This window comes from Mucilaginibacter endophyticus (assembly GCF_003351025.1).
Lineage (GTDB): Bacteria > Bacteroidota > Bacteroidia > Sphingobacteriales > Sphingobacteriaceae > Mucilaginibacter > Mucilaginibacter endophyticus.
The window spans coordinates 333132-358719 of sequence record NZ_QPCG01000002.1; the positions used below are offsets into that span (position 1 = coordinate 333132).

Below are 25588 nucleotides of genomic sequence, written 5' to 3' on the forward strand. Positions count from 1 at the left end.
CAAACAAAACTGATCATTGTCCTGTCCGGACTTCAATATAGTAGATAGTTTTGGTATAACCGATGGATGGAATTTATTCCTGTTTCGGTAAATGATCCGCATCATGGGTTCAATACCGGTGACGGCGGCATTACGGAACCGGAGGTACCAGTTCCGTTTTTTTTATTAAATATCCCCCCGCGTTGTCAATGACTAAAAATAATTTCCATATCCAGGGTTTGAGCCGGTTGGAAGTTGCCGCTGCGCGGGAAAGATATGGTATTAACCGCCTTTCAATAGAAAAGAATAATGTTTTTTTTACTGCCCTGAAAGACCTCGTAGCAGAGCCAATGGTTGTTTTACTATTAGTAACGGCCGTTATATATTTAATTAGAGGTCAGAACGCCGATGCTATGTTTTTAGCGATAGCCGTATTTTTGGTAGCCGGAATTTCTATTTTTCAAAATTCCAGGAGTAAGGCTGCTCTCGATAAGCTAAAGAGTTTTACACAGTCAAAGTGCAGGGTGATCCGGGAGGGTTTGGTAACTGATATAAATAGCGATGAGCTTGTTGTGGGCGATAGCCTTATAGTCGAAGAAGGTATGTCCATCGCAGCGGATGGAAGGATCCTGCATTCCAATGATTTTTCCGTTAATGAGAGCATACTGACAGGAGAATCCCTCCCGGTTTTTAAGGATCCATTGTCTGTTGAACCCATCGTATTTCAGGGTACCACAGTAGTAAGCGGACTTGCAGTGGTTGCTGTTTCTGCTATAGGTGATCAGACCCAGCTTGGTAAAATTGGAAGGGGGCTGGAATCTATCACGGTAGAAAAAACGCCCTTGGAATTACAGATCAACAATTTCGTAAAAAAGATGGTCATCATTGGCGTAATTGTTTTTGCAATTGTTTGGGCTATCAATTTTTTTCGCTCTGCAGATTGGCTGGCCAGCCTTACTAAAGCACTTACCCTGGCTATGAGTATTTTGCCCGAAGAGATCCCGGTTGCATTTACCACTTTTATGGCTTTGGGGGCCTGGCGGTTGATGCAGATGGGAGTGGTGGTCAAAGAAATCAAAACTGTGGAAACGTTAGGCAGCGCATCGGTAATATGCACGGATAAAACAGGTACTCTTACTGAAAACAGGATGAGTCTTGCCAAATTATATTTAAGGGGGGGCAGGCAATTTTATGACGCCATAGAGTTGATGGATGAAAAAAAAGCAAGGCAATTGGTAGCGTTGGCAATGTGGGCAAGCGAACCTATTCCTTTTGATCCGATGGAAGTGGCTTTACATGAAAGCTATCAGAAAAACTGTGATATAGATGAGCGTCCCGGTTATCATATGGTTCATGAATATCCTTTGGCTGGTAAGCCGCCAATGATGACACATGTTTTTGAAAATGAAAGCGGTCATCGGATCATTGCTGCAAAAGGCGCGCCGGAGGCTTTGCTGGCGGTATCAGGATTAAATATTGAAGAAAAAAAAGTTATTGAAAGCGCGATCAGGAAACTATCGGCAGAAGGTTGCCGGGTATTAGGCGTAGGGCGGGGACTTCTTGATGACAATCAGTTTCCGCCGGTGCAGCAGGAAATCCAATTTGACTTTATTGGTCTGGTGGCTTTTTATGATCCGCCCAAAAAGAACATAAAGGATGTACTGGGAGCTTTTTACAAAGCAGGGATCGAGGTAAAAATTATAACAGGCGATAATTCGCTTACTACACAGGCAATAGCGAAGGAAATAGGTTTTCGCAACGGCAATGAAACCATCTCCGGGAACGAGTTACTCACTTTGTCCGAAAAAGAGTTCGGGGAGAAGATAAAGCACGTCAATATTTTCAGCAGGATGTTCCCCGATGCAAAACTGAAGATTGTCAACGCGTTAAAAGCCGCAGGTGAAATTGTTGCTATGACCGGCGATGGTGTTAATGACGGGCCCGCACTCAAGGCAGCGCATATTGGTATAGCCATGGGCACTAAAGGGACGGAAATAGCCAAAGATGCCGCTTCGCTGGTGCTTGTAAAAGATGATTTGTCAAAAATGGTTGACGCGATAGCCATGGGCCGGCGTATTTATACTAACCTTAAAAAGGCAATACAGTATATTATTTCTATTCATATACCTATCATTCTTACAGTATTTATTCCTTTGGCATTTGGATGGATCTACCCCAATATATTTTCCCCTGTTCATATTATATTTCTGGAACTGATTATGGGGCCGACATGTTCTATTGTTTACGAGAATGAGCCTATTGAAAAGAACACTATGCTCCTTCCTCCAAGACCTCTGGCCACGACATTTTTCAATTGGAGCGAGGTAGTGACCAGTGTTATTCAGGGATTGGTGATTACCGGAGTAACCTTGCTTATTTACCAATATGCAGTAAACGCAGGGCTTAGTGAGCAACTGACACGTACCATGGTTTTTTGTTGCCTGCTCTCAGCCAATATTTTCCTGACACTGGTTAACCGTTCATTTTACTACTCGGTGTGGGTTACAATAAAGTACAAGAACCGGCTGATGTTCCCGATGCTTGGTTTTACGTTGCTGCTTGGGTTGGCGTTGCTTTATATCAGGCCATTAGCAATGTTTTTTGAATTTAAGTCTCCTTCTGCATTTCAGCTTGCAGTAAGTGCCGGCGCAGGTTCTCTTTCCGCCGGATGGTTTGAGGCATTGAAATGGGTTAAGAGAAAACGAGATTAGCGCATCAATAATTATGTGCTAATGATTTTGGGGATACTTCTGGTCAGAGCAAATTAGGTTTTATTGACCATGAAAGAAACTATAAACAGTTACAATCAGCAAATATCTGCTCTTTATTTCGCACCCAACCGGATGATTAATTGTGCTCAAACCGACCGGTTGTATTGTCAATTACTATTTTATAAACTATGAGGTCAATTTTATCTCCCAGGTCGTATTCACTTTCGGTGATCCCATGGGAGGGATGGCCAGAAGGCTGTTCAACCAATGGCATGATCCTATGAATTAGGGCCTGCATAGCCTGTTCTTGTTCTCCAATTTCGGTAATCTCTTCAAATTTTCCCCAGGCGATGACACTTTTCCAGCTAAAGATGTTTTTTATTTCGTCCACCTCAAAACAAACTTTAGGGTTTTGCCGCATCATCTCGATCTTTTTCCCCGGACCGGAGTGCGCATAGATAACGCCGTTTTTATATACGTAATTAACAGGCACAATATAGGTAATACCGTTGGCGTGGCATCCCAGGCGGCCTGTAATTTGCCGGCTGAGCAAAGCTTCGATTTCCGGCTGTTCCAATTTTCCTAACATAGCTAAGAGCATTAAGTTTATCAAAACTAAACAAGCAGGGATTTAAATAAGATGTTCTTTGTCAGCGAGAGATATGATCTATATCACTCTTGTTGAATTGTTGCTGATATCAATTTTTTAACCGGTGCTCTGCCGCTCTAAGTTTTTGCGCGATACAGGTACTTGTTATATCCGAATGATATTTTTTCGATGAGGCCAGCCTCCACCAGTTTCTTCAATTTATTATTGAATGAGCTGTGTGAGATATCGAGGCCGGTAGCTCGTACATCCAACCAGATAGATTCGGCATCCTTGCCTTCTTTTGATGTTAACATGTGATCGATAATGTAGCCACTTAACAACTGCATTTGTTCCTGCGGTTTAGTAAGCCGGGACTTTGATGACCTGAAGGGATATTGGATATTCATTGCTTTATATATTCAATGATTTATAGCTTATTTCCAACAAGCCAAAATAGCTTTCAAATTTGAAGCAAATCTGTACCTGGTTTTAATCCCCCTTTTTAAGAGCTTCAAATTGTTAAATTCTGTTAAACAATACGCATTTCATCTCAACTACAGAATGTTGCAATACTATTGTTAAGAAAAAGAAGAGTGCGGATAACTATGCTGTATTGTTTACCGGCACAAAATAGCCGTTTGTCCGCACATTGTTTGAAGTATCTAATTGCTAATTAAATTTAAAGGAAACTTATTGATTTACCCCGATCTTAATTTTATGGACAGAAAAGAATTTCTTTCAACGATTGGAATTACGGCCGCTTCATTTGCGTTGATCAATTGCATCGGTTGCAGTAAAAAGTCAGATAGCGCATCCGGCAGTGTTACCGGGCCGACGGGCGTTGATTTTACACTTGATCTCAGCCTTTCTTCAAATTCGGCGTTACTGAGCAATGGTGGTTACCTCGCTTCAAACGGCGTAATTGTAGCAAAGACTACGGCTGGCGCTTACATTGCTGTTCAGCAATCCTGCACGCACGAAAGTTACCCGCTCATTTACCAGGGTAGTAGTCAGCAGTTTTATTGTAACAATCATGGCTCCGCGTTTACTGAAGCAGGAGTTGTTAAAAATTCGCCGGCGAACCGTAACCTAACTGTTTATAAAACAACACTAAAAGGTACATCTTTGAGGGTATTCTCTTAAAAAAAAGTTAAAATGAAATTACTGATCTTCACATTTTTTTTATTTGTGGCTAAGCCGGTTACCTGGCTTGGCGATTTCAACAAGGCCCAGGCCGAAGCTTCTGCATCACATAAACTGATTGTTATAAACTTTTCCGGTTCGGACTGGTGCGGCCCCTGCATCCGGTTACGAAAAGAGATACTGGAATCGGATAAATTCAATGATTTTGCTGCTGATAAACTTGTTTTAGTGCGGGCCGATTTTCCTCGGCAAAAGAAAAATCAATTGAGTAAAGAGCAGGTTAAACTGAACGAGGCACTTGCGGACAAATACAACCCCGATGGTAAATTTCCTTTTACTCTGCTTGTTGATGAGCATGGTAAAGTGTTAACAGAGTGGGACGGGTATCCAAATGAATCCACCGATCAGTTTATTGATCAGATCAAAGCCTTTACAAATGACAGCCATTGAAATAGTGCCAACCGTTTATAAACGCGTTCTGAAATTGATGGGCAACCGTTTTGAAATAAGCGTAGTAAGCGATTATGAGAGCTGGGCGTCAAGTCGTATCGATTTGGCTGTAGCAGAAATAAGCCGGATAGAAAAATTACTTACCACCTTTAACGACGATAGCCAAACCAACCAGATTAATGCTGCTGCCGGTATAAAGCCGGTAAGAGTGGATCAGGAGGTTTTTCAGCTTATTCAACGCTCGCTCAAAATATCCGCGATTACGCAGGGGGCATTTGATATTACCTACGGATCAATTGATAAAAGCCTGTGGAACTTTGATATAAACATGAAAAGTTTGCCCGATGCCGAAACCGCGCGTAATGCTGTACGACTGATCAATTACAAAAACGTGATCATGGATCCTGAACACCTAACAGTTATGCTTAAAGAAAAAGGTATGCGCATAGGTTTTGGCGGGATAGGGAAGGGATATGCTGCCGACCGGGCAAAAGCCATTTTACAGCAAAACGGCGTAAACAGTGGCATAGTAAATGCAGCCGGCGACCTAACCACCTGGGGAACACAGCCCAACGGTAAGCCATGGACTATAGCCATAGCCGATCCAAACAGGCAATTGACCCCGTTTTCAACACTTAATATTAGCGATATGGCTATCGCTACATCCGGCAACTATGAAAAATATGCAGTAATAGAGGGTAAAAAATATTCCCATACCATTGATCCTAAAACGGGTTTGCCGGTAAGCGGAATCAAAAGCGTGAGCATTGTTTGTCCAAGCGCGGAATTTGCCGATGCTATGGCCACCCCCGTAACCGTAATGGGTATCAGGGTGGGCCTGGATTTGGTAAATCAGCTAAAGCAACTTGCCTGTGTGATCATCGATGACAATAACCGCCTTTACACATCCAGGAATATTAACGTTAAAAATTAATACATGAAAAAAGTACCCCTAATTAAATTAATGCTTATCGGCGGCTTGCCGGCACTTGGGATGTCTTCTTGTATGTCGGTAAAGGCATATCAGAAAAACCGCCTTAACGACGCGGAGATGGAGTTATCAGCCCGTAAATCGCAAAAATTTGAGCAAAGTTTTCAATTATACCGTGAAGGCGGCTCAGGTGCAAACGGTGGAAAAAGCGGCGGTGGCTGCGGATGTAATTAAAACGGCTGCCGGAAATGAGAAAAATATATTTATGCGTTGCCGCTTTGTATTTAGGAATAGTTGCCGCGCATGCGCAAACTAAAACCTTACCCGTTAAAGATAGCAGCAATTACCAGGCACGTAAACTAAAAATCGATGAAATTAACATCGTATCAGCTTATTACCACCAGGATGGCAACAACTCTGCTGTTACAGGAGGTATTGGTACCGAAAAGCTGACTGATTTTGCTAATACCTTTGATCTGCAATTATCAAAATATGGTATAGGAGGAAATAAGCACACTTTTACTTTTGAACTGGGTGTTGACCATTATACGTCGGCCTCTTCAGATAAGATCGATCCTTATAGCGTTTCTTCGGCATCCAGGCAGGACACCCGTGTTTATCCCTCACTAAATTGGACGGTATCTAACGATAAAACGGGAAACGCATTTGGATTAACCGGATCTTATTCACACGAATTTGACTACCAGTCTTTTGGCGGGGGAATTAATCTGACCCGAGTATCGAAAGATAAAAATACGCAGTTTGATTTTAAAGGACAGGTGTTCCTTGATACCTGGAAAGTTATATTGCCGGTTGAATTACGACCGCCTGGATATGGATCAGGGTCAGACAGGGATGGACGGGGTAACGTGGACCATAGTCCCCGCAATTCATTTAGTACATCATTTTCAATTTCGCAGGTGCTGAGCACGCGTTTACAGGCTTTGTTTATTATCGAGCCGTCCTACCAGCATGGTTTATTGGCAACAAAATATCAACGTGATTATTTTACCGATGGATCTGAAAGGGTTGAAAACCTGCCGGGCAGCCGTTATAAACTTCCCATTGCGGTAAGGTTCAATTATTTCCTGGACGACCATTTTGTGATCAGAACGTTTTACAGGTATTACATGGACAATTGGGGGATCCGGGCGCACACAGCCGAATTGGAGATACCCATAAAGCTAACCTCTTTTGTATCGGTAAGTCCTTACTACCGGTATAATAATCAGCAAGGAACACGCTATTTTGCACCTTATGGGCAACATGATCCAACTGCTGTATATTATACCAGCGATTACGACTTGTCAACCCTCCATAGTAATTTTGTTGGTGCCAATATCAGGTTATCACCACCAACTGGTGTATTTGGATGGCAGCATTTCAATTCGCTGGAGATCAGGGCAGGACATTATATGCGCTCAACGGGCTTAAACTCAAATATTGTAACTTTAGCAATGAAGTTTAAATAAATTATTATGCATCGCGAACATCATGTAACAAGTTCAGAAACCATCAGGGATATCGTTATCGGTATGTCTGATGGTTTAACTGTACCTTTTGCACTGGCGGCGGGGCTAAGTGGGGCGGTAAGTTCGTCAACGCTGGTGGTTACGGCGGGGATTGCCGAAATAGTGGCCGGATCTATTGCCATGGGTTTGGGCGGATATCTTGCCGGACGAACAGAAGTTGACCACTATCAATCTGAGTTGAAGCGTGAATACGATGAAGTTGAGAACGTGCCTGATCAGGAAAAGGCAGAAGTAAAAAAAGTATTTGCAAGCTTCGGTCTTTCAAAGCATCTTCAGGATGAGATTGCAGATGAACTGGCGAAAGATAAGACCCAATGGGTTGAATTTATGATGCGTTATGAACTGGGCCTGGAAGAACCTGATGCAAACCGCGCAACCCAAAGTGCCATCACCATAGGCATTTCCTATATAGTAGGAGGTATCATCCCGCTTTCGCCCTATATTATTATTCATGAGGCGCAAGAGGCTCTTTATTACTCATGCGGGGTAACGATAATTTGCTTGTTTATTTTTGGCTATTTTAAAAGTAAAATGACCGGCCAGCCTGCGTTAAGCGGCGCATTAAAAGTAGTAATTATTGGGGCTCTTGCCGCGGGGGCCGCATTTATTATGGCAAAGCTGATTACCGGAAAATAATGTTTATTTATTATTACCGCCGTTTATCATGTCTGAAACAATGCCCTTATCATCATTCCTTTCAGCCAAAAATACGCCAGCCAAATGCACAAGTATAAATGCGATAATCAGGTACATGCAAAATCCGTGAACTTCTTTAACACTATGCCTGATAGATTTAAATGGTGCTAACAGATCTTCAAATGCCAGGAATAAACCCGTTAGGGCCATTATAATAAGTAAGATATAGAATAACGCATAAATGGCTTTCACTGTAAGCTCATGTTTGGCAAGTTCACGCTCTTTTTTTGTGGAATGAAACTGACGGTAAAGATATTTTATCTGGCGGGTGAATTTTTGATCAGTTAGTTGAAAAAACTCCAGGATAAGCCTGAATAGCAATAGCGCCACTAATACATAACCAAACCAGGTATGTATGCTCCAGACACTATCTCCGAGTGTGTGCGCAACAGAGCCCGATTGATCGTCGGTTACGGTGGCACCCTGGGCTTTCAGTTGCGTTTTAATTATTTTTGTTATAGTCCTTTTGTCGGTGATAGTAGAATTGATCAAAACGGTAATTAATGAACCGCTGATAACGATTGTGTTTGCCCAATGCCAAAAACGCAAAGGGGCCGAGTATACCCGATGGATAAGGCTCTCATGATTAGGTTGGATTATTGCCATAGTTTTTTGACTGGAACAGGATTTGTTATATCCTCATTTAAAATGTTTGTAAATTAACTGATGATTTTGAAGCAAGTCTGTAGTTTGTGACACTTCAGCTTCTCTTCAGTTTCCATATTTAAATTTGATCAAAAAGCTTTGAAAATCCTGGTAATAGAAGACGAGCAAGGTTTACGCGAAAACATCACAAGTTATTTGAATGTAGATGGCAATATCTGTGAAAGCTGTAGCACATTAACTATGTCACTGCAAAAACTTTCTGACTATGACTATGACTGTGTCTTGCTCGATATTGGCTTGCCCGATGGAGAAGGCTTTGGCGTGCTTGAATACCTGAGCATCAAACAAAAAACCGAAGCTGTTTTGATCATCTCGGCCCGAAACTCGCTCGATGATAAATTAAAAGGGCTTAACATCGGCGCCGACGATTACCTGACAAAACCCTTTCATTTAGCCGAGTTAAAAGCCCGGTTGATGGCTGTGTACCGCCGAAAAGCTTTCAATACAAGTAATAAATTGGTTTTCAATGAAATTTCTGTTGATATGCAGGGACGTACAGTTGAAATTAATCAAACCCCGATTATCCTGACCAGGAAAGAGTATGATATGTTACTTTATTTCATGGCCAACAAAGGAAAAGTAATCTCCAAAAATGCCATTGCCGAACACCTTTGGGGAGATGAAATGGATATGTATGATAGTTTTGATTTTATATACACGCATATAAAAAATCTCAGACGGAAAATTCTGGAGGTTGGAGGGAGGGATTATTTGACATCTATATATGGTATGGGTTATAAATTTACCGATTGATGAAGCTGTCACAGCATTATACCCGGACGAGTGTTTATGCCACGCTGACTGTTTTAGTGATAGGAGCAGTTATTTACTACTTTGCCATTAATTACATTGGCACACAGCAACTTGACCGGGCGCTGCAACAGCAGTTAACGGAGGCAGAAGAGTATATCAGGAGCAACGATGGCAACCCGCAGCTATATGACCTTGACCGTGATCATGCCGTGTTTGTTAAAACTAATAGACAACTGTTACTGAAGCGTTTTTTTGATACAACGTATTTTAATCCAAAAGAACAACGAAGCGAAGCAGGCAGGGCGGTAGAAGACCTGGTAAAACAAAAAGATAGTAATTACAAGGTTGTGATCACTGTTTCGCGGGCAGGGCAAAAAAATCTTATCGAGCTTATTTCTATCATTACGCTTGCATTGCTGGCCGGTTTACTTGCAGTACTTTTTGTTATCAATAAATACATGTTAAATGGCCTTTGGAAACCCTTTCAACTCACCTTGAATGAAATCAAACAGTTTAATATCGCCGACGTTAACCAATTTAAAGGCAAACCAAGTAAAGTTGACGAGTTTACAGAGCTTAATGGAGCTATAAGAGAAATGTCTTTAAGGGTAACCCATGATTATCTTAACCTGAAACAATTTACCGAAAACGCATCACATGAAATGATGACCCCGCTGGCTGTTGTTACTACTAAACTGGATACCCTTATACAGGATGAAACATTAAGTGCAGAGCAGTTAGGACAAATAGCCGGCATTTATAGCTCAGTAAATAAGTCCAGTCGGCTTAATCAGTCGTTATTGCTATTGGCTAAATTAGAAAATAAACTGGTTACTGAAGAGGAACCAATTAGCCTTGAAACGGTGATTGAAACTAAAATACTCCAGTTTCAAGAGCTTATTGAAAAAAAAGAACTTACCATCCGGCATACCCTTTACCCCAGGCAAATAGTGGCCAGTAAATACCTTGTTGATATTTTATTGAATAACTTTTTCAGTAATGCGATCCGGCACAATCTGCCAGGTGGATTCATAATCATTGATCTTAATTTCGACCAGTTATCTATAAAAAACACCGGGGCCGCAAATACATTAAACGGGCAGCAAATTTTTGAGCGTTTTCAAAAAGGCAAGGACTCGCAGGGTGCCGGATTAGGCTTAACATTGGTTAAAAATATCTGCCAGTTATATGGCTATACCATTCAGTATGAGTACGAGACCGGCTGGCATAAATTTGTTGTTACTTTTTAAGCCCGTCGCTGTTTTGTCACTTTTTTTATACACAAGGATCAACTACAATTTTGCTTCAGATTACCGCAATAGCTTAGCACGAATACAATTTGTATACGTTTTAAAGCTCAATATCGATGAAATACGTTTGCTTGCTGATCCTTACATTTTGCGTCCTCAAGCTAAAAGCACAGGATAATTATGAGATTTAGGTTTATGGCTCAGAAACTGTTGAAAAAGGTAGAACAATGGTTGAGCTTCACAGCAATTATACAATAAGCGGTAGTAAAACGGTAGGTAACGGCGAGCTTCCAACAAATCATGTTGAACATGAAACTATTGAGATTACTCATGGTTGGACAACATGGTTTGAAACCGGGTTCTACTTTTTTAATTCAATTGGTGACGGTGTCCGCACCGCTTATGTTGGTTCTCATATAAGGCCCAGGGTAGCAGCACCGGAAAGCTGGAATTGGCCTTTAGGAGTAAGTATCTCAACCGAGTTCGGCTTCCAAAAAGCTGCATTTTCTGCCAATACATCCACGCTGGAAATCAGGCCAATCGTAGATAAAAAATGGAATAAGTTATATATATCCGTGAATCCTACACTGGAAAAGAGTTTCAAGGGGCCTGATCAAAACCGCGGGTTTACCTTTTCACCAAATGTTAAAGGCAGTTATGATGTAACAAAAGTTGTTGCACTTGGGCTGGAATACTATGGCAGTACAGGTCCATTTTTTCATTATGACCCAATTAAGCAACAGGACCACCAATTGTTTGTTGCAACCGACCTGAATGTAGATCCTAAATGGGAGTTTAACGGCGGGGTAGGGTATGGTTTTACGTCAAATTCAGACAGGGCTATTTTGAAGATCATTGTAGGTCGCCGGTTTTAATAGAATTTTAAAGCGTACAGAATTAACCCGGAGATCAACGCGTATTCTTTTATACTGAGTTGATCAAATAATGACGCAGATCATTTGTTGTGTTGATGCGGGTCAACATAATATCCGGCGATATGGGCTTAATTTGATAGGTATTTCCAAAACCTCTTCGGCCCAAACCAATGGAACATAAAAACAATCAATTAAATACCTTCTGGCAGCTTACGCAAGATGACGCATTGCACTTGCTTGACACTATAGCTACAGGGCTTAGTTCATCGCAAGCTATTGAAAGGCTTAAACGATACGGCGCCAATACATTAAAAAAAGCAAGCAAATTCAACAATCTGGTATTGTTACTCTCTCAATTTAAAAGCCCTGTAACATTATTACTTATAGCCGCAGCATTACTATCTGCCGGTTTAGGTGACATGGCTGATACTTTAATTATAATGGGTATAGTGCTTGTTAGCAGTATTTTGGGGTTTTGGCAGGAGAGGGGGGCTGCCGGCGCTGTTAATGAATTGTTGAAAATGGTTCAATTGCATTGCACCGTACTGCGTGATGGCAAAAAAACAGAGCTTGAGGTAACAGGTGTGGTTCCGGGTGATATTATCTGTTTATCGGCCGGGGATATTGTGCCTGCCGATTGCCTGATCATAGAATCAGAAGCCTTGTTTGTCGATGAAGCGGCATTTACCGGCGAAACCTATCCGGTTGAAAAAAATCCTGGTATTGAACGTGCTAACACACATTTAGCGAGGCGCAACAATTGTCTTTTCATGGGCTCGAGTGTAGTGAGCGGCATTGGAAAAGCGCTAATAGTACAAACAGGACGAAATACAGAATTTGGGAAAATATCAAATGATTTGTTATTGAAAGCGCCAGAAACCGATTTTGAAAGAGGGATAAGAAAATTTGGATATATGCTAATGGAAATCACCCTTTTATTGGTATTGGTGATTTTTGCGATAAACGTATTGCTACATAAACCGGTGCTTGATTCCTTTTTATTTTCACTTGCTTTGGCCGTTGGCCTTACCCCGCAGCTTTTACCTGCAATTATTACCGTTAATCTTTCATCCGGCGCCCGAAGGATGGCCAAACAAGAGGTGATTGTAAAGCGCCTTAGCGCTATTGAAAATTTTGGCAGCATGAATATATTATGCTCTGATAAAACCGGCACTATTACCGAGGGAAAAGTCAATTTAAAAGATACACTCGATTTTAGGGGCGAGCATAACGATAAGGTGTTTACCTATGCCTGGCTTAATGCCAGATCCCAGCAGGGTTTTGTAAACCCCATAGATGTTGCTATTTGCTCAGCCGGTACCGGACAAAAAGACGTAGCCCCCTTTTCTGTAATTACTGAAATTCCATATGATTTTATCCGTAAGCGGCTCACCGTACAATTGAAAAGTCAAGCAGCTAACCTGGCTATCACCAAGGGTGCGTTAAGTGTAATTGTTGATATCTGTAGCCGGGTTGAAGTGTCTGAAGGTGTTATTGAAGATATCGGAGATCGTAAACAGGCTATTTTAGATCTTTATCACAAATTAAGCGATTTGGGGCTCCGAACGCTGGGGGTGGCATATAAAGAAGTGAAGGACGACCAGGTTTTTACAAGGGATAATGAAAATAATATGGTATTCCTTGGATTTGTAACACTGTTTGACCCACCCCGGGCGGGCATGCTTCAAACAATTGAAAACCTGCAAAACCTTGGTATAAAGCTAAAAATAATTACGGGTGATAATGCACCTGTGGCCCTTAATCTTGCCCAGCAAATCGGCTTTCAATCAGTTCGGATACTTACAGGTCAGCAAATGCGCAATATGAGTAATTCCGCGCTCCGGCATAGCGCACCGCTTACCGATATTTTTGCTGAGGTTGAACCAAGCCAAAAAGAGCGGATTATAAGTATACTGAAAAAGGCAGGAAATGTTGTTGGTTTTATGGGCGACGGAATAAATGATGCCCCCGCGCTGCATACTGCCGACGTAGGTATTTCTGTAAATTCTGCTGTTGACGTAGCTAAGGAGGCGGCAGACATAGTACTGTTGAACCAGGATCTCAATGTATTAATCAATGGGGTTACGGAAGGCCGTAAAACTTTCACCAATACCATGAAGTATATTTTTATGGCTACCAGTGCCAATTTTGGCAATATGTTCAGTATGGCCGGTGCATCGTTGTTTTTACCATTTTTGCCATTGTTGCCAAAACAAATATTGCTCACTAATCTGTTAACCGATTTTCCTGAGATGACTATTTCTTCAGACAAGGTAGACGATATTAATGTTAAAACACCTCAACGCTGGGACCTCCGCTTTATTCAGCGTTTCATGATTGTTTTTGGTTTACTGAGTTCGGTTTTTGATTACCTCACTTTTGCGGTGCTCATTTTCGTGCTGCACGCCAATGAAAAGGTTTTTCAAACCGGTTGGTTCACCGAATCGGTGATTTCAGCTATTTTGATTGTATTGGTAGTGCGTACACGGTTGTCATTTATGAAAAGCCTTCCGGGTAAATATTTATCATTGGTAACTGCCGGCATAATGTTCCTGGTATTGGCTATTCCATTTTCACCCTTTGCGGCAGTGTTTGGTTTTATAACACTATCGTGGAAGTATTATATGTTGATGATAGGCACTGTAATAGCCTATATCTTATCAGCGGAACTTGCGAAGCAATGGTTTTACAAACGAATTGTAAAGTAGAAATTTGCGTACCCTGTAGTTTTAAGCAGGAACAACTAAATTATTTGGTTGGCAGCATTTGAAAGTATGGTTGCCGGCTTACCCTATGATATATTTATACCCGGGCATTGAATATTAATATGGGCACATTTACATTTTTAGTCATTTCAAGCGTGTGGCTGCCCTTAAATAAACGTTTTAAAAAACTAAAATGATGATGCACCATCGCCAGTATATCCACATGCTCTTCTACGCAAAGCGTTGCAAGCTCATTTTCAATTTCTTTAGATCTCAGAATTTTGGTGCTCAATAGCTCGTTTCTGTTTTTTAATGCCATGGCGTTCAATATTTCCTGCATAAATCGTTCATTGAGAGCGAAGTAATTATCGTGCTCGTCAACTGTTGTTAATAGTATTTCTGCATTAAGCGGTTCTATAAGTTTGGTTAATGATTCAATAGCCTCAATATCGTCTTTAGTTGATGTCAGATCGGTCGCGAACGCTATACGCCTGATATCGTCAAACCCGGCGGCGGGAGGAACAAGCAACAGGGGAAGGTCTAAATTATTCACCATGCTTTTCATGTTGTTGCCTTGCAAAAAGGTATTTAATCGGTCTTTATCATGCGTGCCGGCCACAATCATAGCAACGTTATTGGTGGATGAAAGGAATTTTATTACGCTGCACAAATTGCCAAAAGAACTATTAACAGATATTTGAGGGCTAAACCCATTTTCTTCACGAAGAGTACCCCGCCAGGTTTCCAATTGGCTCTTCAAAAGGTTTAGCATGTTGGTGCTTTCTTCGCTCAGCATATCATATTCTTCAACCGGCCAGCCAACAGTGTAAGGACTTGGAATTTCTGAAGGCAACAGATAAGCATTGCACAATAGTAAATTGGCTTTTAGGCTCATTGCAAGTTTTAATGCAAAATGTGCGGCGTGTGTCGCATTAGGGGAGAAATCGGTGAGTGCAATAACGGTTTTCATAATCCGGTAATTTTTAAGGTAAAAATGCGATACCCGCGGCAGGAAAAGCATGATGAAAATCATATAAATGATTGATAGTCATCAGTGAATGAGGTTTTACAGATAGCTTATTTTGCAGATGTTACCCGGTTATTCACCTAAAAAGCATTATTATGAAAACGATCCTTGTAATTGACGATGGTTCCACATCAGCAAAACATGCGGCACATTTTGCCCTTAGCATGGCTCAGCAGGCAGAAGCAAGTTTGGTGTTGGCACATGTTTATCCATTAAAACGGCCTGCGGCATCCAGAAAACTCCAGTTGGCCGGCCAAAATATACCCGAATATGATATTACTGAACCAACGCAAGATCTTTCGGCTCAACTCAAATTGGTAGCAACAGGTGCTTTTGTGCCCCCAATTGATGAATTTGACGCATTGCTTGATACTGAAGCTCAATTAATCTCTTACATCAATAAAAATAATATCTGGCTGGTAATGAAAGGGGGGACGAAACCTGAACCTTTTGACACGGGAATAAAAATTCAGTCGGTTTTAAATAGGATCAAATGCCCGTTGATGCTAATCCCTGAAAAATATGACAGGCAGGGTTTTAAACAAGTTATTTATATCGCTGACTTAAGGTATTGCCGGTTAAGTGTGCTGCATTACCTTGCCGCGCTGGCCCGGCCATATAAAGCCAATTTGTTGCTCACACATCTGTCGGCAAAAGGATTGCCCCATATTGAACAAAACTATGCGCTCAGCCTATTCAATGATGAAATAAGTGCAAGGATTAATTACGAACAATTGCATTTTAATAACACAAAGGAACGTGATGTTACCCGGGCAGTTGATGTTATGGTACACACTATGAATGCCGATCTGCTGGCCGTTGTTCATCATCGTTTTCATTGCGAAGAATTGGCTGCAGAAAGTAAAGGTACTTCTGTGCCTGTTCAGGTAACTATCCCGGTCATAATCTTTCCTTATTGAATTTCAGTTGGTTATGGTTTATTTGGATGTTGAGGATCAGTCAGATAAGTGACGGTTGTCACTAATTTAACAATTGGTGCGTTGCAACTTTACATTATTAAAAAAGATGTTATGAAAACAGGTGAGATGAATAACGCGGTTATAAAAAGAATTGTAATTTTTCTTTTTATCTCATGCGTCCTTACTGCTGCCAATGTTCAGGCCACGGGCTTAGCAATTTTAAGAACCGATACTTCGGTAAACGCGGAGATAACCAGGCAACTGAATGACAGGGCGGTTAATAGCGTGTTATATTTCCCTTTGTCAACAAAGCGTTTTTATCTTAAGCGTAATTTTGCACCTGTTTGGACATTGGAGCAAAAAGACCAGAATAAAACCTGGGCCGCCATGCTGCTGGTTGATTGTGTATTACAGTTTGGTTTAAGGCACGAGGATTACCACCCTAAAGAGCTGCAGTACTCGCTACTTCACAAAATACTTGAACAGCCAGAAAAGATAAGCAACAGCCAAAAAGCCCGGTTTGAAATACTGCTTACAGATGCCATGCTTACTTTCATAAATAACCTGCATTTCGGCAAGTTAAACCCATATTATTCACCTGCAAAAATTGATAGGGAAACTGTAAATGGTTTCAATGGCAGTGATGTATTAGCGAACGCCCTCAATCAACCTTCGGTGATGGACGCGATTGTGAAAGTGCAGCCGACTAATGAAGATTATAAAACTTTTCAACGTCAGTTACACATGATCAAGGGTGTTTATGAAGGGGATTGCTATGAAACACCTGAAGCCGACGTGAGGAAAATAGCTATAAATATGGAAAGGCTGCGATGGGCTGAAATTAATGACAGCACTTATATCCAGGTCAACATTCCTACTTATTCATTAAAACTGGTACGGCCGGATACGACATTTAACTTCAAAGTTATTGTGGGAAAACGTGCGACACCAACGCCATTAATGGTTAGTATGCTTACAGATTTTGCAACTTCGGCAGGGCCTCGGGTTATAAAAAACGAGAGCCGGGATAAATTTAATTCCGGCGATTTTTCATTCAAAGCCGCTACACCTAACGAAAAAAAAGGGGCATATATATACTTTATGCCAGGCAATAAAGCAGGTGTTGAACTACAGGGAGTATCAGATAAAAGTTTATTCAGCAAAGGGGGAAGGGCTGCAAGTGACGGAGCTATAAAGATTGAGCGGGGGGAGGAGCTTGCAAAGCAATTACTGATAACAAGCGGTGATAAAAATGATATAAAATCAGTTCACCGCGCTTTGATGAACCGTGAAGTTAAGGTTTTTTCGTTAAAAAAGCCCATCCCAATCAGGATCACCTACATTACAGCGGCTATTATAAACGGCCAGATTGTTAAATACAATGATGTTTACAATTTGGACAGCAGGATTGAAAACATGCTTTATGATATTAAGCCTAACAATAAAACTAAATGATCATACTATTAATAGTTGTTAAGTTATGAAAACGATCTTAGTACCAACCGATTTTTCAGCTCCTGCTCACAATGCGGCAAGCTACGCTTTAAACCTTGCAAAAAATATAAGGGCCGGGGTAACCTTGTGCCATGCTATTAAAGTGCCATCTGAGGCGCCCATGGCGGCGCAGGTTCCCTGGCCGCTGGAGGATTATGCCTCTTTGAAGGAAGAAGCGGACCAGGAACTGAAGCACTTGTCGGTAACTTTACGACATGAAGTTCCTTTTGAGAAAATAGCCTCTGGTCGCGAATTTATAGGCACCCATAGCGCTACCGGTGAAGTAATGGATGTGATAAGAAACACAGTTGAAGACCAAAAATGTGTAATGGTAGTAATGGGGATGTCGGGAGAGGGAGCTGTAAGCAGGTTCTTTTTAGGAAGTAATACCCAGGAGATCATTAATAAAGCAACATTCCCCGTACTGCTGATCCCGGTGGAGGCCCGTTTTCGTCCGATATTTAAAATAGCGTTTGCTACTGATTTGAGTAGGGGAGATATCGAACTGATCCATTCCGTAGCGAGCCTGGCTTACTATTTCAACGCCGAGTTGTTAATAGCCCATATTACCGACGACAAATTTGAAACAGGTGATGATAAACGAAAAGTTGATGAATTTTTAAAAGAGGTTACCTGTAAAGCCAATTATCCCAAAATCTATTACAAGCACATAAAAAGTATAGATGTAATGCATGGACTCGACTGGCTTAGCGAACACGGTGTAATTGATATGCTGGTTATGGTACACCGGAGGCTAAGCCCCCTCGGACAGCTTTTAGGTTTTAGTTACACTCAAAAGCTTTCACATCATATTGAAATACCCCTGCTAATGCTGCCTGAAGGCCTGCCTGCTGTACACTTTTAACTGAGCGAATATTTTGAAAACAATTAACAGCATGGCGGATATCCGTAACTTTTATGTCATTGGGATAAGTTACAAAAAAACAGATGCCGATAACAGGGGTAAATTTGCAATAAGCAGCGGGCAATATGAAGTTTTATTAAAAAGTGCAAATAACTATGGAATCAATTCGGTATTTGTTCTGTCAACATGTAACCGTACCGAAATTTATGGGTTAACAGACAATGCAAACAAGCTTATTGATTTATTATGTGGTGTTACCGTTGGCAAAAAGAATGAATTTGCCGCTTACTGTTATGTGAAACAGAACGTGAATGCAGTCAGGCATTTATTTAATGTTGCGGCAGGTTTAGACTCACAGATACTGGGTGATTATGAAATTGTAGGGCAGTTAAAACAAGCTGTTAAATTTGCCAAAGAACGTGGCTTTATCGATAGTTTTTTAGAGAAGCTTTATAACACCGTTTTGCAGGCATCGAAGCAGGTTAAAAATCAAACCGGCCTGAGTAAGGGATCTACGTCCGTGTCTTTCGCAACTGTTCAACTCATAAAAAAACATAGCCTTTTTAATATTGATAGTAAAATATTGCTCGTGGGCGCCGGAAAAATGGCACGGCTTACATGTAAAAACATAACCGAATGCCTGGGGAAGGTTAGTATTACAATAGTTAACCGTTCTGTAGATAAGGCAAGAGAGGTTGCGGGTGAAGTGAATGCTGATTACGCAGCTGTTGACGAGTTGAATAGCCTGATAGGATCTTCTGACATTATCATTGTAGCTACAGGGGCACCTTATCCCATTATTTTAAAAGGAGACCTTGAATGCCCGGGTAAAAAACTGGTTATAGATTTGTCCATGCCCTATAATGTTGAGCCGGAAGCAGCAAAATTGCCTCATATTGATTTAGTTAATATTGATGAGGTATCGCTGATTAATAGTAAAACGTTACAAAAAAGACAAGGGGACGTGTGCGCCGCCCAAAAGATCAATGAATACTTTATTGATAAGTTTATGGAGTGGTGTGAAATTCGTAAAAGCCTTTTATTGGTAAATACTATTAAAGGAAAACTAACCTCCATTTGTATAAGTCAATCATTGCTTGCCCATGGTACGGGTAGCCCTATTGTTTTTGAAGAGCAACAGAGGATACAGCAAATTTTGAATGAAACGGCCGCAAAAATGAAAAGCTCAAATCAAGCCGGCTGCCATTATCTTGAAGCTTTAAATGATTTTATGTCACCTCAGTTTTTGATGCAAAAAACCGTTTTAATATGATATCTGTCAAATAAGTCATTGACTAAGATCATTTCAAAATTCTGTTTTAATCAACAGATTTGATTAAAACAACCTGTTATGGCTAACGGTATAAATAAATCAGAGATCGTATTCCTGGAAGGCCCCCACTCCAGGTTCAAGGAGTTGCGTTTTACTTTAGAAACCATGTGGGAATTTATAAAGGGCTTTCGTGCTTTGCATTTTATCGGCCCTTGTATTACAGTCTTTGGTTCGGCCAGGTTTAACGAAGATCATCCCTATTATGAACTTACCAGAAAAGCCGCAGCCGAATTTGCCAAACTTGGGTTTACCATAATGACCGGAGGGGGGCCGGGACTTATGGAAGCAGCCAATCGTGGCGCTAAGGATGTTGGCGGTAAATCGGTAGCTTGTAATATTCAGTTACCGGTGGAGCAGAAACCCAATCGTTACCTTGATAAGTGGGTTTATATGAAGCATTTTTTTATCAGGAAAGTATTGTTGGTCAAATATTCTTTTGCCTTTGTAGTAATGCCGGGCGGTTACGGTACCATGGATGAGTATTTTGAAGCGCTTACCCTGATTCAAACCCATAAAATAGAAAATTTTCCCGTTATTATTTTCGGCAAAGCTTATCACAGGGAGCTTGTGGAACATATCAACCAGATGAAGGCGAATGGAACCATTGGCCCAAATGACACGAAATTATACCTGATTACCGATGATATACAAGAAGCAGTTAGCCTGATAGCAGAGAAGAGTATCAAAGCTTTCGGTTTAAAACCTGCCAACACCATAAAGCCAATGAAATGGCTGCTTGAGCACATTTAAATTATCTGCTGATATTAATACGCTATCGTTATGGATGATTTTAATTTAATTAAAGCGGTTATACAACACGTGATAGATGGTATAATAATTATCGATCAATCCGGGCAGATTATTTTTGCCAATCCTGCTGCCCACGAATTATTTGGGTACCAGCCAGGCGGGTTATGCGGATTAAATGTGGATTGTTTAATGCCGGCTCATCTACGCATTTCTCATAAAAGGAGTATTAGTAGATATAACGAAACAGGGCAGGCGAATATGATCAATAAAGGGCGCGAGATTACAGCCCTTAAAGAAGACCAAACCTCTTTTCCTGCAAGGTTATCGGTTAGTGAAGTTCAATTTCGCGGGCAAACAGTTTATGCGGGTGTCATACATGATCTTACTCTTGAAAAGAATATTGAAGAACAACAAAGGGAATACACATCCGAACTGGAGGCAATTGTTGATAAGCGTACAAGTTTCCTGACAAATATTGTCCAAACACTGGAACAGGCCAAAGAGGAGGTAAGTGCATCTTTGCTCAAAGAAAAAGAGGTTAATAAAATGAAAACACGCTTCGTTTCAATTGCCTCCCATGAGTTTAGGACGCCACTCAGTAGCATCCAACTATCAGCGTCCTTGATTGAAAAATATTACGACAGATTGAATAAAGAAAAAATATTCAGGCATCTGTTGAAGATAAAAGGGGCGGTGGCCGACCTCACCAATATTCTTAATGATTTTTTGTCGATAGAGCGTATCGAATCCGGCAAAGTAAAAATCGATTTTAAATCCTTTAACCTGTGTCCCCTGGTAGATGATATCGTTTCGGAAATGACCCTGCTTGCAAAAAGCAGCCAGTGTATTGTTTTTGATCACAGCAGTCATGCGATTTACGTCAAACTCGATGCAAACTTGATAAGGCATTGTCTTGTTAACCTTATTTCAAATGCAATTAAATATTCGGGAGAAAATAGTTTAATCACAATACACGCTCAAAGTGATAAAGACCAATGTATTATTAAAGTAAAGGATAACGGTATTGGGATCCCGGAAGATGATTGCACTCAAATATTTCAACCATTTTTTAGGGCGGCCAATACCGCGGATGTTGAAGGCTCTGGTTTGGGCCTGAACATAGTTAAGCGTTACGTTGAACTAATGCAGGGCACCATCGGTTTTGAAAGCGAAATGGGGCGAGGTACAATTTTTGAGATGAGATTTCCCGTCGAGTATAACCGATCATATTAATATGTTTTCTCCAGTATATACAGATCGGGCGTTTTGCTGAAAAACAAAGGTACACTATAAACACATTTTGTTATCTCCGTACCATATTTTAATCACGTTTGCTGGTTTAATAAATTTCAGACGGCAAAGAAATGGCTTCATGCTAACGGCTTACATCAAAAGAAAGCCGGTTAGGTATTCTTTTAATGTAAGTCGTTTAATTTAGATAACAGATCCTTAATGCCGGTACCGTTACACAGTTGCAGGAAAAATGAATAATGGCAGTTTTAAATCTTCAAGAGCATCTTTAGTTGTGCTGTGCTCAAAATAGCGCCTGAAGAATGAATGCTGATGATGAACTACAGCAAGAATATCGGGTTTTACTTCAGCACAATGACGGTGCAGCCTGTCTGCAACATCATGACCTCCAAGGTTTCTGAACGAGATTTTATCATACCCAAATTTGGCTATGTGTTTTTGGAATACCGCTTCCTTTTCAATCTGTTGCTGCTTGTCCTTAACCTGTTGATTTACGTGTACCACTTCGATGCTAAAATGAAAGGTTTTGCCAAGGTTTATTAAATAGTGCAGGGCCTGGATGTCGGGTTCATCAAAAGTTGTGGCGAATACTACATTTTTAATATCTGCTAAAGCACCATTGGCAGGTATAACAAGTACGGGTTTTTGAGCATGCCTTATTATTTTATTCGTTTCACTGCCAAAAAACAAATGGTCGATTGACGTACTTGATGGTGCGCCCATAGTTATAAATTCGATTTGGTTTTCATCAATTACCTGTTTGAGGTTGTCTTCCAGGTTTCCGTCACCACTCAAACCTTTGAGTGTTGGTTTGCGATAGCTTTTATTAATGTCATCGGCAATGTATTGAAGGGTGTTTAGCTGGTGGTCAAGCTTTTTCTTTGTTTCAGTAGTAGCTAAAAAAAACTCTTCATCTACGTAAGGGCCGCCTGAGAAAGTAGAAGCTACAGCTATCGTTTCATAATTATGATACAACAGCATGTTGGCATGTAATTTACCCGCAAGCAACACAGCTGAGTTAGCTGCGTTTACTGAATTATCAGAAAAATCGGTAAGTGCAAGGATAGTTTTCATGATGACAAATTGGTTTAATGTTATTGAAATTGTTTATACAAATTTTCGCATAATAAGCTCAGCTGCAAATGATCGTGATCATCAGGAATACTGATGTTCAGCATCGATTATTCTGTCACCGCAACACTTTGGTGCTGAATATCATACGTTATTGTGACGGCCGTCATGTTACGTTAAATCGTTTGTTCCCAATTTTGGACCATAAACTTAATACATACCGCTATGTCAACATTAGTAAAATCAAACAACACGCCTTCATTACGTTCAATGATGGAAGATTTTTGGAACAATGACAGTTTTTTCGCGTTCCCTTTATTTAATCAGGAATTATTACCTGCGGTAAACATTCGTGATACTAAGGATAATTATGAGCTTGAAGTTGCTGCCCCTGGTTTTAAAAAAGATGATTTTAATATCAATACCGAAAATGGCTTGCTAACTATAAGCGCCGAAACCAGCGAGGAGCATAACGAAGAAAAGAAAAATTATACCCGTAAGGAGTTTTCTAATACTTCGTTTACCCGCACTTTTCGCTTGCCCGATAATGTGGACAACGAGCATATCAAAGCAAACTACAATCACGGATTACTGACTATTGATATCCGCAAAACAAAGCAGGACACAACGGAGAAAAAGAAAATCAATATTGACTGATCAAACCACGTTGCACCTGTGCCTGGTTGCACCGGTGCAACTTTTTCTTTGATCTAAAGCGAAAAAAATCAAGCGATGGAAGTAGTAGTTTATAAAAGTGCCAGAGTGCCCTCAAGATATTGGGTGTTGATGCTATTATCAGGGATATTACTTTCTATTCTCGGCGTGTGGATCATTTTATCGCCGCTGCAGTCCTACTTATCGCTCAGCCTTACGTTTGCAGCAGGCATGATCATAACAGGTTTTTTTGAAGCCATTGTATCCCTCATGAGCATCAGACATATTGAGCGCTGGGGGTGGTTATTGGCAAGCGGGCTCATTGATATTGCTATTGGAAGTTACCTCTTTAGCTATCCTTCAATAACCATGATGCTACTTCCGATTATTATTGGCTTTTGGTTGCTGGTTAGAGGCATAATGGGGATTGGAAGTGCTATCGATATGCGTGCTTATGGTATTTCAAGTTGGGGCTGGATCTTATTTAACAGCCTTGTTGTTGTTTTTTTCTCGGTAGGGATACTGGCCTATCCTGCTTTTGGAATAGCAAATCTAATCATTTGGACCGGGCTTGCTTTTTTAGGGGCCGGAATATTCAGAATTGTTATTTCAATAAAGATAAAGGAAATAAGCCGGCGTGTATCCGGCCATATGTGACATGGTCATTAGTTTTCTTATAATCAGGTAGCCCGGTTTTATTTAACGAATATTGGGCGCTTAGTATTTGTCACGGTATTTAAATGTCTGAAAATGAACACAAAAGTTCCAGCGCCGGCAGCATTGCTTGCAATTAATGCAGGCTCATCAAGTATCAAATTCTCTTTATTCCGCCTGACTGCTAATGTTCAGAAAATAGGAGAAGGTAGGATAATCCGCATTGGTCTGCCCGGAATGTCATTTGAACTTACGAGGAATCAGCTCTCCGAAATTGAAACACTCCCTAATGATGTTACTGATTATGTGTCGGCGATAAAATTCATTGTGGACTGGCTTGAATGCCAACCCTTATTCGCTCAGGTTAAAGTCATAGCGCACAGGATGGTGCATGGCATGGAGGATTGCTCACCCGCTATTGTTAATGACCACATGTTATCCACTTTAAAAAAGGAAGCTGGTGATGATCCGGAGCATCTGCCAAACGAAATTAAGCTGATCGATGCTTTCAGGTATCGTTATTCGCAATTGCCTCAATACGTTTGTTTCGATTCATATTTCCATCAGGATATGCCAGCCGTGGCCAAATTACTGCCATTGCCAAGGCGCTTTACACAATCTGGAATAAGGCGTTACGGTTTCCACGGCCTCTCGTATCAATATATCATGCAAAAGTTAAAGGCAGAGGGCAACGGGGAAGGCAAAATTATCATTGCGCACTTAGGTAATGGTTCGAGCCTGGCGGCGGTGAAGGACGGCAAAAGCGTGGATACCACCATGGGTTTTACCCCCGCTTCGGGGTTGCCAATGAGCACCCGGTCGGGAGATATTGACCCTGGCGTGGCCTGGCACATTATGAAGCATGAACGGCTTACTGCCGACCAGTTTATCCACATGACCAACCATGAGTCGGGACTTTTGGGTGTCTCCGGAAGCAGCGGCGATATGCATGACCTGCTTTCGCGGGACGCAACGGATTATTTTGCAGTAGAAGCGGTAGATCTGTTCTGCTATTATGTTAAGAAATCTGTTGGAGCCTTCACTGCCGCTTTAGGTGGCATTGATACCTTGGTTTTCACAGGTGGAATAGGGGAAAATGCAGCAGTGATACGAAAAAAGGTATGCACGGGGCTTGAATTTTTAGGAATCGAGCTTGATTACGAAGCAAACCAAAAAAACGAAAATGTCATATCAGTAGCTGAAGCAGGGGTTAAAGTTTATGTAATGCCAACCGATGAAGAGCTAATGATGGCTGAGACGATTAGTGAATTAATGAACATTTAAATTTT

The 25588-nt window shown here is 41.1% G+C and carries 25 protein-coding genes; 20 read left to right on the forward strand and 5 right to left on the reverse strand.

Annotation, left to right across the window (positions count from 1 at the left end):
* Positions 1–188: 188 nt before the first annotated feature.
* Entirely contained in the window at positions 189–2690 is a 2502-nt protein-coding gene (locus DUL71_RS08830; protein WP_114937758.1) for a cation-translocating P-type ATPase, read from the forward strand.
* A gap of 136 nt (positions 2691–2826) precedes the next feature.
* On the opposite strand, the gene DUL71_RS08835 is transcribed toward DUL71_RS08830, so the two are convergent.
* Positions 2827–3279 carry a pyridoxamine 5'-phosphate oxidase family protein gene (locus DUL71_RS08835; protein ID WP_114937759.1) on the reverse strand — a complete coding sequence of 151 codons (453 nt, stop codon included), beginning with the start codon at positions 3277–3279 and terminating at the stop codon, positions 2827–2829.
* Positions 3280–3416: 137 nt separating this feature from the next.
* On the reverse strand, positions 3417–3686 hold the full coding sequence (locus DUL71_RS08840) for a helix-turn-helix domain-containing protein (RefSeq protein ID WP_114937760.1): 270 nt from the start codon (positions 3684–3686) through the stop codon (positions 3417–3419).
* Between the two features lie 310 nt (positions 3687–3996).
* On the opposite strand from DUL71_RS08840, the gene DUL71_RS08845 reads away from it, so the two are divergent.
* Genes DUL71_RS08845 through DUL71_RS08870 form a run of 6 tightly spaced genes read left to right on the forward strand, consistent with a single transcriptional unit; the run spans position 3997 to position 7971 of the window.
* Positions 3997–4422 carry a QcrA and Rieske domain-containing protein gene (locus DUL71_RS08845; RefSeq protein WP_114937761.1) on the forward strand — a complete coding sequence of 142 codons (426 nt, stop codon included), beginning with the start codon at positions 3997–3999 and terminating at the stop codon, positions 4420–4422.
* A 12-nt stretch (positions 4423–4434) separates the two neighbouring features.
* A complete protein-coding gene (locus DUL71_RS08850; RefSeq protein WP_114937762.1) occupies positions 4435–4872 on the forward strand; it encodes a thioredoxin family protein in 438 nt (145 codons plus the stop codon).
* A complete protein-coding gene (locus DUL71_RS08855; RefSeq protein ID WP_114937763.1) occupies positions 4859–5806 on the forward strand; it encodes an FAD:protein FMN transferase in 948 nt (315 codons plus the stop codon). The genes DUL71_RS08850 and DUL71_RS08855 overlap by 14 nt, the downstream gene beginning before the upstream one ends.
* Positions 5807–5809: 3 nt before the next feature.
* Positions 5810–6037 carry a DUF4266 domain-containing protein gene (locus DUL71_RS08860; protein WP_114937764.1) on the forward strand — a complete coding sequence of 76 codons (228 nt, stop codon included), beginning with the start codon at positions 5810–5812 and terminating at the stop codon, positions 6035–6037.
* A 14-nt stretch (positions 6038–6051) separates the two neighbouring features.
* Positions 6052–7275, forward strand: a complete 1224-nt coding sequence (locus tag DUL71_RS08865) for a DUF3570 domain-containing protein (RefSeq protein WP_114937765.1) — start codon at positions 6052–6054, stop codon at positions 7273–7275.
* 6 nt (positions 7276–7281) lie between these two features.
* Positions 7282–7971 carry a VIT1/CCC1 transporter family protein gene (locus DUL71_RS08870; protein ID WP_208645512.1) on the forward strand — a complete coding sequence of 230 codons (690 nt, stop codon included), beginning with the start codon at positions 7282–7284 and terminating at the stop codon, positions 7969–7971.
* Between the two features lie 3 nt (positions 7972–7974).
* Here DUL71_RS08870 and DUL71_RS08875 read toward each other — a convergent pair whose 3' ends face one another.
* Positions 7975–8637 carry a cytochrome b/b6 domain-containing protein gene (locus tag DUL71_RS08875; protein WP_114937767.1) on the reverse strand — a complete coding sequence of 221 codons (663 nt, stop codon included), beginning with the start codon at positions 8635–8637 and terminating at the stop codon, positions 7975–7977.
* A gap of 138 nt (positions 8638–8775) precedes the next feature.
* On the opposite strand from DUL71_RS08875, the gene DUL71_RS08880 reads away from it, so the two are divergent.
* The 4 genes from DUL71_RS08880 to mgtA all read left to right on the forward strand — a co-directional run bounded on the left by DUL71_RS08880 (position 8776) and on the right by mgtA (position 14283).
* Positions 8776–9450, forward strand: a complete 675-nt coding sequence (locus DUL71_RS08880) for a response regulator transcription factor (protein ID WP_114937768.1) — start codon at positions 8776–8778, stop codon at positions 9448–9450.
* Positions 9450–10700, forward strand: coding sequence for a sensor histidine kinase (locus tag DUL71_RS08885; protein WP_114937769.1), 1251 nt, complete (start codon positions 9450–9452; stop codon positions 10698–10700). Before DUL71_RS08880 ends, DUL71_RS08885 begins: the two co-directional genes overlap by 1 nt.
* Before the next feature lie 227 nt (positions 10701–10927).
* Positions 10928–11575, forward strand: coding sequence for a hypothetical protein (locus tag DUL71_RS08890; RefSeq protein WP_208645513.1), 648 nt, complete (start codon positions 10928–10930; stop codon positions 11573–11575).
* 170 nt (positions 11576–11745) lie between these two features.
* Complete coding sequence (mgtA, locus tag DUL71_RS08895; RefSeq protein ID WP_114937770.1) at positions 11746–14283, forward strand: magnesium-translocating P-type ATPase; 2538 nt, start codon at positions 11746–11748, stop codon at positions 14281–14283.
* Between the two features lie 94 nt (positions 14284–14377).
* Here mgtA and DUL71_RS08900 read toward each other — a convergent pair whose 3' ends face one another.
* The gene (locus DUL71_RS08900) at positions 14378–15250 is read right to left on the reverse strand and encodes a universal stress protein (RefSeq protein ID WP_161964403.1); all 873 of its coding nucleotides are present in this window, start codon (positions 15248–15250) and stop codon (positions 14378–14380) included.
* Positions 15251–15402: 152 nt separating this feature from the next.
* Here DUL71_RS08900 and DUL71_RS08905 point away from each other — a divergent pair, with 152 nt between their 5' ends.
* The 6 genes from DUL71_RS08905 to DUL71_RS08930 all read left to right on the forward strand — a co-directional run bounded on the left by DUL71_RS08905 (position 15403) and on the right by DUL71_RS08930 (position 21902).
* On the forward strand, positions 15403–16227 hold the full coding sequence (locus DUL71_RS08905) for a universal stress protein (protein ID WP_114937772.1): 825 nt from the start codon (positions 15403–15405) through the stop codon (positions 16225–16227).
* Between the two features lie 111 nt (positions 16228–16338).
* Positions 16339–17682, forward strand: a complete 1344-nt coding sequence (locus DUL71_RS08910) for a L,D-transpeptidase scaffold domain-containing protein (RefSeq protein ID WP_154402348.1) — start codon at positions 16339–16341, stop codon at positions 17680–17682.
* Between the two features lie 25 nt (positions 17683–17707).
* Positions 17708–18586 carry a universal stress protein gene (locus DUL71_RS08915; RefSeq protein ID WP_114937774.1) on the forward strand — a complete coding sequence of 293 codons (879 nt, stop codon included), beginning with the start codon at positions 17708–17710 and terminating at the stop codon, positions 18584–18586.
* A 13-nt stretch (positions 18587–18599) separates the two neighbouring features.
* Positions 18600–19859 carry a glutamyl-tRNA reductase gene (gene hemA, locus DUL71_RS08920; protein WP_208645514.1) on the forward strand — a complete coding sequence of 420 codons (1260 nt, stop codon included), beginning with the start codon at positions 18600–18602 and terminating at the stop codon, positions 19857–19859.
* A gap of 78 nt (positions 19860–19937) precedes the next feature.
* Positions 19938–20669 carry an LOG family protein gene (locus DUL71_RS08925; protein ID WP_114937776.1) on the forward strand — a complete coding sequence of 244 codons (732 nt, stop codon included), beginning with the start codon at positions 19938–19940 and terminating at the stop codon, positions 20667–20669.
* Positions 20670–20699: 30 nt separating this feature from the next.
* The gene (locus DUL71_RS08930; RefSeq protein WP_114937777.1) at positions 20700–21902 is read left to right on the forward strand and encodes a PAS domain-containing sensor histidine kinase; all 1203 of its coding nucleotides are present in this window, start codon (positions 20700–20702) and stop codon (positions 21900–21902) included.
* A gap of 231 nt (positions 21903–22133) precedes the next feature.
* On the opposite strand, the gene DUL71_RS08935 is transcribed toward DUL71_RS08930, so the two are convergent.
* On the reverse strand, positions 22134–22994 hold the full coding sequence (locus DUL71_RS08935; RefSeq protein ID WP_114937778.1) for a universal stress protein: 861 nt from the start codon (positions 22992–22994) through the stop codon (positions 22134–22136).
* 222 nt (positions 22995–23216) lie between these two features.
* On the opposite strand from DUL71_RS08935, the gene DUL71_RS08940 reads away from it, so the two are divergent.
* The 3 genes from DUL71_RS08940 (at position 23217) to DUL71_RS08950 (ending at position 25583) form a co-directional block, all read left to right on the forward strand.
* Complete coding sequence (locus tag DUL71_RS08940) at positions 23217–23648, forward strand: Hsp20/alpha crystallin family protein (RefSeq protein WP_114937779.1); 432 nt, start codon at positions 23217–23219, stop codon at positions 23646–23648.
* Between the two features lie 75 nt (positions 23649–23723).
* Positions 23724–24302 carry an HdeD family acid-resistance protein gene (locus DUL71_RS08945; RefSeq protein WP_114937780.1) on the forward strand — a complete coding sequence of 193 codons (579 nt, stop codon included), beginning with the start codon at positions 23724–23726 and terminating at the stop codon, positions 24300–24302.
* A 93-nt stretch (positions 24303–24395) separates the two neighbouring features.
* Complete coding sequence (locus DUL71_RS08950; RefSeq protein ID WP_114937781.1) at positions 24396–25583, forward strand: acetate/propionate family kinase; 1188 nt, start codon at positions 24396–24398, stop codon at positions 25581–25583.
* The last annotated feature ends 5 nt before the right edge of the window (positions 25584–25588 follow it).

Bases quoted from the DNA above. Each gene is read 5' to 3' on its own strand.
- DUL71_RS08905 (WP_114937772.1), top strand. From the start codon at position 15,403: ATGAAAACGATCCTTGTAATTGACGATGGTTCCACATCAGCAAAACAT.
- DUL71_RS08935 (WP_114937778.1), bottom strand. From the start codon at position 22,994: ATGAAAACTATCCTTGCACTTACCGATTTTTCTGATAATTCAGTAAAC.
- DUL71_RS08900 (WP_161964403.1), bottom strand. From the start codon at position 15,250: ATGAAAACCGTTATTGCACTCACCGATTTCTCCCCTAATGCGACACAC.
- DUL71_RS08860 (WP_114937764.1), top strand. From the start codon at position 5,810: ATGAAAAAAGTACCCCTAATTAAATTAATGCTTATCGGCGGCTTGCCG.
- DUL71_RS08885 (WP_114937769.1), top strand. From the start codon at position 9,450: ATGAAGCTGTCACAGCATTATACCCGGACGAGTGTTTATGCCACGCTG.
- DUL71_RS08835 (WP_114937759.1), bottom strand. From the start codon at position 3,279: ATGTTAGGAAAATTGGAACAGCCGGAAATCGAAGCTTTGCTCAGCCGG.
- DUL71_RS08865 (WP_114937765.1), top strand. From the start codon at position 6,052: ATGAGAAAAATATATTTATGCGTTGCCGCTTTGTATTTAGGAATAGTT.
- DUL71_RS08910 (WP_154402348.1), top strand. From the start codon at position 16,339: ATGAAAACAGGTGAGATGAATAACGCGGTTATAAAAAGAATTGTAATT.
- DUL71_RS08925 (WP_114937776.1), top strand. From the start codon at position 19,938: ATGGCTAACGGTATAAATAAATCAGAGATCGTATTCCTGGAAGGCCCC.
- DUL71_RS08875 (WP_114937767.1), bottom strand. From the start codon at position 8,637: ATGGCAATAATCCAACCTAATCATGAGAGCCTTATCCATCGGGTATAC.
- DUL71_RS08945 (WP_114937780.1), top strand. From the start codon at position 23,724: ATGGAAGTAGTAGTTTATAAAAGTGCCAGAGTGCCCTCAAGATATTGG.
- DUL71_RS08870 (WP_208645512.1), top strand. From the start codon at position 7,282: ATGCATCGCGAACATCATGTAACAAGTTCAGAAACCATCAGGGATATC.
- DUL71_RS08830 (WP_114937758.1), top strand. From the start codon at position 189: ATGACTAAAAATAATTTCCATATCCAGGGTTTGAGCCGGTTGGAAGTT.
- DUL71_RS08950 (WP_114937781.1), top strand. From the start codon at position 24,396: ATGAACACAAAAGTTCCAGCGCCGGCAGCATTGCTTGCAATTAATGCA.
- DUL71_RS08930 (WP_114937777.1), top strand. From the start codon at position 20,700: ATGGATGATTTTAATTTAATTAAAGCGGTTATACAACACGTGATAGAT.
- DUL71_RS08850 (WP_114937762.1), top strand. From the start codon at position 4,435: ATGAAATTACTGATCTTCACATTTTTTTTATTTGTGGCTAAGCCGGTT.
- DUL71_RS08840 (WP_114937760.1), bottom strand. From the start codon at position 3,686: ATGAATATCCAATATCCCTTCAGGTCATCAAAGTCCCGGCTTACTAAA.
- mgtA (WP_114937770.1), top strand. From the start codon at position 11,746: ATGGAACATAAAAACAATCAATTAAATACCTTCTGGCAGCTTACGCAA.
- DUL71_RS08890 (WP_208645513.1), top strand. From the start codon at position 10,928: ATGGTTGAGCTTCACAGCAATTATACAATAAGCGGTAGTAAAACGGTA.
- DUL71_RS08845 (WP_114937761.1), top strand. From the start codon at position 3,997: ATGGACAGAAAAGAATTTCTTTCAACGATTGGAATTACGGCCGCTTCA.
- DUL71_RS08855 (WP_114937763.1), top strand. From the start codon at position 4,859: ATGACAGCCATTGAAATAGTGCCAACCGTTTATAAACGCGTTCTGAAA.
- DUL71_RS08915 (WP_114937774.1), top strand. From the start codon at position 17,708: ATGAAAACGATCTTAGTACCAACCGATTTTTCAGCTCCTGCTCACAAT.
- DUL71_RS08940 (WP_114937779.1), top strand. From the start codon at position 23,217: ATGTCAACATTAGTAAAATCAAACAACACGCCTTCATTACGTTCAATG.